General features: G+C 43.7%; 5 protein-coding genes. 2 read left to right on the top strand and 3 right to left on the bottom strand.

Going from position 1 to position 6,493, the window contains the following annotated elements:
• Positions 1-279: 279 nt before the first annotated feature.
• A complete protein-coding gene (locus QUB26_RS11345; RefSeq protein WP_333318021.1) occupies positions 280-999 on the top strand; it encodes a PHP domain-containing protein in 720 nt (239 codons plus the stop codon).
• 26 nt (positions 1,000-1,025) lie between these two features.
• Here QUB26_RS11345 and QUB26_RS11340 read toward each other — a convergent pair whose 3' ends face one another.
• The 3 genes from QUB26_RS11340 to QUB26_RS11330 all read right to left on the bottom strand — a co-directional run bounded on the left by QUB26_RS11340 (position 1,026) and on the right by QUB26_RS11330 (position 5,571).
• Positions 1,026-2,132, bottom strand: coding sequence for a HEAT repeat domain-containing protein (locus QUB26_RS11340; protein ID WP_333239064.1), 1,107 nt, complete (start codon positions 2,130-2,132; stop codon positions 1,026-1,028).
• 445 nt (positions 2,133-2,577) lie between these two features.
• Positions 2,578-3,744, bottom strand: a complete 1,167-nt coding sequence (locus QUB26_RS11335; RefSeq protein WP_333318019.1) for a CO2 hydration protein — start codon at positions 3,742-3,744, stop codon at positions 2,578-2,580.
• A 312-nt stretch (positions 3,745-4,056) separates the two neighbouring features.
• Positions 4,057-5,571 carry an NADH-quinone oxidoreductase subunit M gene (locus QUB26_RS11330; protein ID WP_333318017.1) on the bottom strand — a complete coding sequence of 505 codons (1,515 nt, stop codon included), beginning with the start codon at positions 5,569-5,571 and terminating at the stop codon, positions 4,057-4,059.
• Between the two features lie 230 nt (positions 5,572-5,801).
• Between QUB26_RS11330 and QUB26_RS11325 the strand changes: the two genes are divergently transcribed.
• Complete coding sequence (locus tag QUB26_RS11325; protein WP_333053456.1) at positions 5,802-6,413, top strand: Uma2 family endonuclease; 612 nt, start codon at positions 5,802-5,804, stop codon at positions 6,411-6,413.
• The last annotated feature ends 80 nt before the right edge of the window (positions 6,414-6,493 follow it).

Raw genomic sequence — 6,493 nt, 5'->3', positions numbered from 1 at the left:
TTCGGGGTACTTCGCTTAGCGCTCAGATTCATCCCCTCTGAATATACGCCCGGGACTTCCCGGCTGGTAGTTAAAATCAATAATCTCATAAACCCGCCCCCACCCGACGATAAAATGCTGGATAGAGAATTGTGCAAGATGTGCGAGTGAATTGATATCTTGTGCCGAACGCCACAATCAGCCAGATGTTTCAATCCTACAGCCGACTATTGCCACAGGTGCAACATATGAATTTATTAGATATATTAAACAAAGCTAGTTTTTTCTATAATAACGCTTATGGCTGTCAATTTCGCTACGTCCCCCGCTTCTAGTCTCAAACCAGAAGCCCAGAATATCTCAGCACTCAAACAAGTCTTTCAGACAATTGATGCCGATAGCTGTCCGGGTTCCTATAATTTTCATATGCACACAGTCTACTCCGACGGGCGATTGCAGCCAGAGAAATTGATGGAACAAGCCATAGCCCGCGGTCTCAAGGGCTTAGCTATCACCGACCACCACAGCACCGAAGGCTACGTTAAAGCTCAAATTTGGCTGGATAATTGGAAATTAAACCATCCTGACAAAAATAGTGAAGCACCTAGTCTCTGGACAGGCGCTGAAATTAATGCCGAATTGCTCAACAACGACGTACACATTCTCGCTTACGCCTTTGATCCGCAACATCCCAATCTCCAACCATACCTACGAGGTAAAAGCACTGAAGGTACTTATTGTTATTCAGCAGCTAGGGTAATTGAAGCTATTCATGAAGCAGGAGGTTTAGCAATTCTCGCACATCCTTGCAGGTATCGATCGACTGCAGATAAACTAATCCCAGAAGCAGCCGGTTTCGGCATTGACGGTGTAGAAATTTACTATGCTTACGGTAATCCCAATCCTTGGAAACCCAGTCCCATGCAAACTGCTTTAGTCAAAGATTTAGCAGAAACTTATGCTTTGCTGGGAACTTGCGGAACCGATTCTCACGGTCTCAGTCTTTTAATCCGAATTTAGATAGTACAGATGAATTACTAATTAGGTTAAAAGGGAATTTCTTCATCAATCTCAGGAAACCTGGCAACCAGTTTATCCCAGGCTTCATTTGCCGCTTGTTTTACCCTATAATCGCTATCCCGCAAAGCATCAATCAGGGGTTCTACTGCTCTTAAATCTCCGATTTCTCCTAACGCCCAAACTGCCATCTCTCGAACTCGATTATGGCTATTTTTCAAAGGTTCGATCCAAGGGTCATTTGCTGGTTTATATTTGACCTGACCTAGCGATCTTGCTTCCCAATATTGAGTCATCCAGCTATCGTTTTGTAAAGCAGAAATGAGAGGTTCAACAGCCCCAGCATCGCCTAATTCTCCCAACATCTTAGCAGCTAATCCTTGAATCCCTAAATCATCGTAAGTCAAAACAGGTCTTTCTAAAGCCCGAATTAGGAGTTTTACAGTTCTTGGGTCTTTTAGCTCCCTTATATCGGCTGCTATATCTATAAAGGAGTGATAAGACGATAATTCTTGCAGTTTTTCCAGTAGTGAATCTACGATCTCTGAGTTGTGTTTGCACCAAATTTGATGCGCTTTTTGATAATCTTTAGTTACTGAGCCTGTAAAATCTTCATGTTTAGTTACGGAATAAGCTCCTGTTTCATAACACTCTGCTATCGTTACCATCATGCTGGTGAGGTTGGTATATTTCTTGGTAATGTCATCAGCGTCTTTATGATAGGCGAAAATTACCTGACTGATTTCTTGACTGCCGTCAACTAATACATAACCTCCAACTTCTGGTATATAACAAAAAAATATTTCCATCCAACGGGAACTATATATATTATTTCTCCACGGCTTATTAAAATTTAGCTTCGATCGATATTGTTCTATAGCAGTTTCTAGAGGATAAAAACTAAAATACTCAAAAATGTAAGCAGCATTTGCTATACCTAGACTATCTTCCGAACCATTTTTCCATTTGTATAACTCGTAAAGTTCTTGTGGAAATTGAATTGGCAAGTCTTTAACAAGTTCTTCAATTTCATTCTTAGACAAGCCTGGTTGTAATAATGAAATAGCTTCCGGCTTGTGTTCTTCTAACCATTTTAAAATTCGATGTAAAGCTTGATTCAATGATGTCAAAGTCATTTGAACTCACCAGAAAGCAGCATTTTCACAAACGATTAAGAACTTAGGCGATCTGATGCTTAGAAACCGGGTTTTTTACCTGATCTACTGGCTAGAACGCGTCTTTTTGGCAAAAAACCTGGTTTCACCGGCTCCCGTGCTGCGATTGTAGTGCTCGTCGCTGTGGACTTTAGCTTTGAGCAAGGGGTTTAAACCCCTTGCGGACTGACGGGATACGTGAAAGATATCAGTTTATTCGATGTATTAAACAATGCTAGTTGTTTGATAATAACCCTTATAACCCTTATTGTCAATACAAATTGCAGTGCGTGACTTCCGCATTCGCAACTTGCGAGTCAAATTTTCTCGCTGTCACGCACCCTACAATTGCATTTCCTAGAAGCGGTGCGTGAGTGTCCGCATTCGCAAGCGAGTCAAATATTTCTCGCTGTCACGCACCCTACAATTACCGTTCCGGGAACAACTGACAGGCCCTGTTCGTTGGCTGATTTGCCCAATCCAAGCGAGAATTCCCAAATCGATCCATCCAACCTTCCAAATAAGCGCGATTAGCCTTTTTTTCCTCTGGATCGGAGGTATTCATGGGATGAGGTGCTAAACCCAAAATAGTCGCCGTCGTCACGCAAAACATCGACTTCTGAAAACTTTGGCAAATTTGCACCCGCACATCGTCTTCACCGCGACAGCTAGTGCGATAAACTTCGTGCAAATACTCCGGCAAATAATGGCGCATATCTTGCATCAATTGAGTGGGCGGAATCCCTGCACCTCCAATAGGTAAAGGATCAGCAAACAAAGCCCCGTAGGCAAAATCTTTTTGTTTTTCCGGGATTTGATGGGCTTGAGCGTTGTAGGAAACTGTGCCAAAAAAAGCTGTGCCCCGAAAGAAAACAGCCTCTACATAAGGCACGGCTACATCTGGTAAAAATGTTAAGTTAGCCGAGGCCGGAATGATATCGTAGACTTGACCGTGAATCTTGACGCTGTAAGTAATTGGCAGACTGGCGGCCGCGACTAAACCGGCTTTGACAAAATTAACAACGTCAGAAATAGACTTAGTTTCCCCTCGATCGTAGGAATCAGATAAGTCCATAAACAAATCGCTCATTACCCGCCAAAACTGACCGAGACCGGTGTAGTAAGCCAGCATCCGCACTTGTTCCGGCAAAAAATTAGGAAAGGTTTTGTTTAGTCCCTGCATGAAAAAATTGCCTTTCAATTTAGCAGCGATCGCCTTTTCGACCAAACTGCTAAATTCCGGGGAATCCAAATAACTATCCAAACCACCGCCGCCGTGCCACAGCATAGTTTTCATGCAATACTCAGCATACTCAAAATTTATGCGATCGTGCCACAAATAGCGAATTAATTTCGGCAGCGTCACATCTCCGTTGAAATATTTGAAAAACGGGAAAAGCACTAAAAACTGTTCTTCTGCAATATAATTGAGATTGCGAGAATAGGCATCTAAAACAATGCCATAACTTTTCAGCACGCCGACAACTTCAACTACATTTTCCGTAGATTCTGGCAGTAAAGCTTTGCCTGATTCCAAGAGGTCAATGTATGCGGCTAGGGGATGGGCAGATGGTTTTAATACGGTACTTGTCATTTTTATTTAACCTTAATTGAAGGAAGGCACGACACGGATTTGAACACGGATATACTGATGAATGGAATAGGTAGGGACACGGCAGTGCCGTGTCCCTACAGCCGTCTGCTGTATTTTATGGGATTGAAAACTGCCATAGGACTAAAGTCCGATGCTACTGATATCTTGCACCATTCTCAATTAGCCCTAGGGGCGGGTTCGCCAACAGCCTTAAAGCTTGCAAATAGGTTATATAAACCCGCCCGACCCCACGAAAAATCCTCTTATTGATATTGCTGCAAGATGTCAGATGCTACGAACTTAGGTCATATTTTATTTCAAGTTTTGAGCAATCACTTTAACTTGGGGTGGCACATTAGCAACCATTCCGATCGCAGTTTTCTCGCTCAAAGCAACTAAAACTCCCGGCTGCACTCCCATGATGGCAATAATTATTGCTAAAACCAGCGAAGGAATGCGATCGTCCCAGCGGACTTGCGGCAAATTTACCACCACATCCGAAAGGCGGCCGAAAAAGGCGCGGTTGACCATAATTAAAAAGTAAACTGAAGTTAAACCAGTGCCGATCATGCAGAGCAAAGTTTGCACGGGAAACACTGGCAAACTGCCCCGAAATATCAAAAATTCAGCAATAAATCCAGCCAAACCTGGAATGCCGGCACTAGCCATCACGCCGAGGATCATTAAACTGCCAATCATCGGCAAACCGCGATCGGGATTGAACAAACCTTTGAGCACATCGATGTTGCGGGTGCCGGATTTTTTGTAAATAACGCCGACACTCAAAAATAGCAGCCCTGAAATTAAACCGTGGCTAACCATTTGCAAAACTGTTCCCAGCATACTAATCGGAGTAGCTGCGGCGCTAGCTAACAAAATGTAGCCCATGTGAGCGATCGAACTGTAAGCTACAATTTTTTTCATATCTTTTTGGGCGATCGCGCAACTCGCCCCGTAAAGCACGCTTACCACCGCCCAACTCGCCAACCAAGGTGCCGCCACCCCCCACGCATCGGGAAACAAACCCAAACCAAAGCGCAGCATCCCATAAGTTCCCAGCTTCAAAAGCACCCCCGCCAGCAGCACCGAAACCGGCGTCGAAGCTTCTACGTGAGCATCCGGCAGCCAAGTATGAAAAGGCACCAAAGGCATCTTAATTCCAAAAGCCAGCAACACCCCTGCCAGCAAAACAATTTGCCTTACCAAAGGCAATGGCAATCCTCCTTGTAAATGCGATGCGCCCGCTGCACCAACCATATCGAAACTCGAAGCACCGCTAAGCCAACCAGTGCCCAAGAAAGCAGCCAGCAGCACAATTCCCGAAAATGCAGTATAGATTAAAAACTTAGTAGCAGCATAACCCCGGCGCTCGCCTCCCCAAATCGCAATTAACAGGTAAAGCGGAATCAATTCTACCTCAAAAAACAGGAAAAACAGCAGCAAATTTTGAGATAAAAAAGCCCCTGTTACGCCGCCGGTAATTAACAGAATCAAAGAATAATAAAGTCGAGGTCTGCGGATCGACTCATCCGTAGCGTAAATAGCTATTCCTGTCAGCAGAGTATTTAAAATTACCAAAGGCAGAGCCAAACCATCAACACCGAGATTGTAATTCAATCCCAAAACATCTATCCAAGGAATGAATTCCGCAAACTGCAACTGACTGGTACTGGCATCAAACTGAACTGCCAAAATCACCGAGAGAATAAAAGTTATACCCGCAATGGCGATCGCGACATTCCGAACTATTTTAGAACTGATCGCACCGGGCCAGAGCCCAATCATGGCAGCCGCCAACATAGGTATCCAGATTAAAGCACTGAGCATCAATTAAAACTTTCCTTTATTACGCAGTTTTTAGAGATATAGCAATCCTAAATCATTTGTGAATTTCTTACTCCCTCCCCAAGGCATCGGGGAGGGTTGGGGTGGGGTAAAAAATTTACGACTCCTGCAAGGATTGGTATATATTTAACATTAACGCAAAGCAACTGCATAAAAAAGCGATCGGCTGATTTTCTTGTTAACATAGATTCAAATGTGTCTGGAATCCTCCTATGACCTCAAGTCTTACAGATCGAGAAGATTTGCAAATTAAATCCGGTTCTCCTTCCACCCGCCTCACCGTTGCCGACTTGGAACAACTGCAAGGTATACTCTCGGAAGCGCATCTAGACTACCAATTAGAACTCGTAGACGGGAAGATTATCCTTATGGGTCCATCAGACATTGTATCGAGCGAAATTGGGGCAGAGTTAGTCAGACTTTTACTAAACTGGGTCAAACCCCGCAAACTTGGACGAGTGTTTGAGTCCAGTGGCGGGTTTATTCTCCCCAATTCAAATCTTACAGCACCCGATGTTTCGTTTGTAACCGCCGATCGCCTCAAACAAAGTAAAAGGTATTTTGCCGAACTCGTTCCCGACTTAGTTGTAGAAATCAAATCTCAGTCCGATCGCCTCAAACCCCTGCGAGAAAAAATTTTATCATTTATCGAACTAGGAGCCAAAGTAGGAATATTAATCGACCCTGACAAGCGCACAATAACAATTTACACTCCCCAAGCAGATCCAGTGGTATTGAGAGACGGCGACATGATTTCAATTCCCGAACTTTTGCCCGGTTGGGAAGTTCCAGTGATCGAATTGTGGCCGATCGAGTTTGAATAAAATTAGATAAAAAAGCAGACAAACCCAGAATAAAATCATCTGCGTTCATCTGCGGTTTAAAATTAAATAACATCAGACAA

It is taken from the genome of Microcoleus sp. B4-C1 (assembly GCF_036705285.1).
Taxonomy (GTDB): Bacteria; Cyanobacteriota; Cyanobacteriia; order Cyanobacteriales; family Microcoleaceae; genus Microcoleus.
The sequence above is the reverse complement of the archived record's forward strand: the minus strand, read 5'-3'. Positions and strand labels throughout refer to the sequence as shown.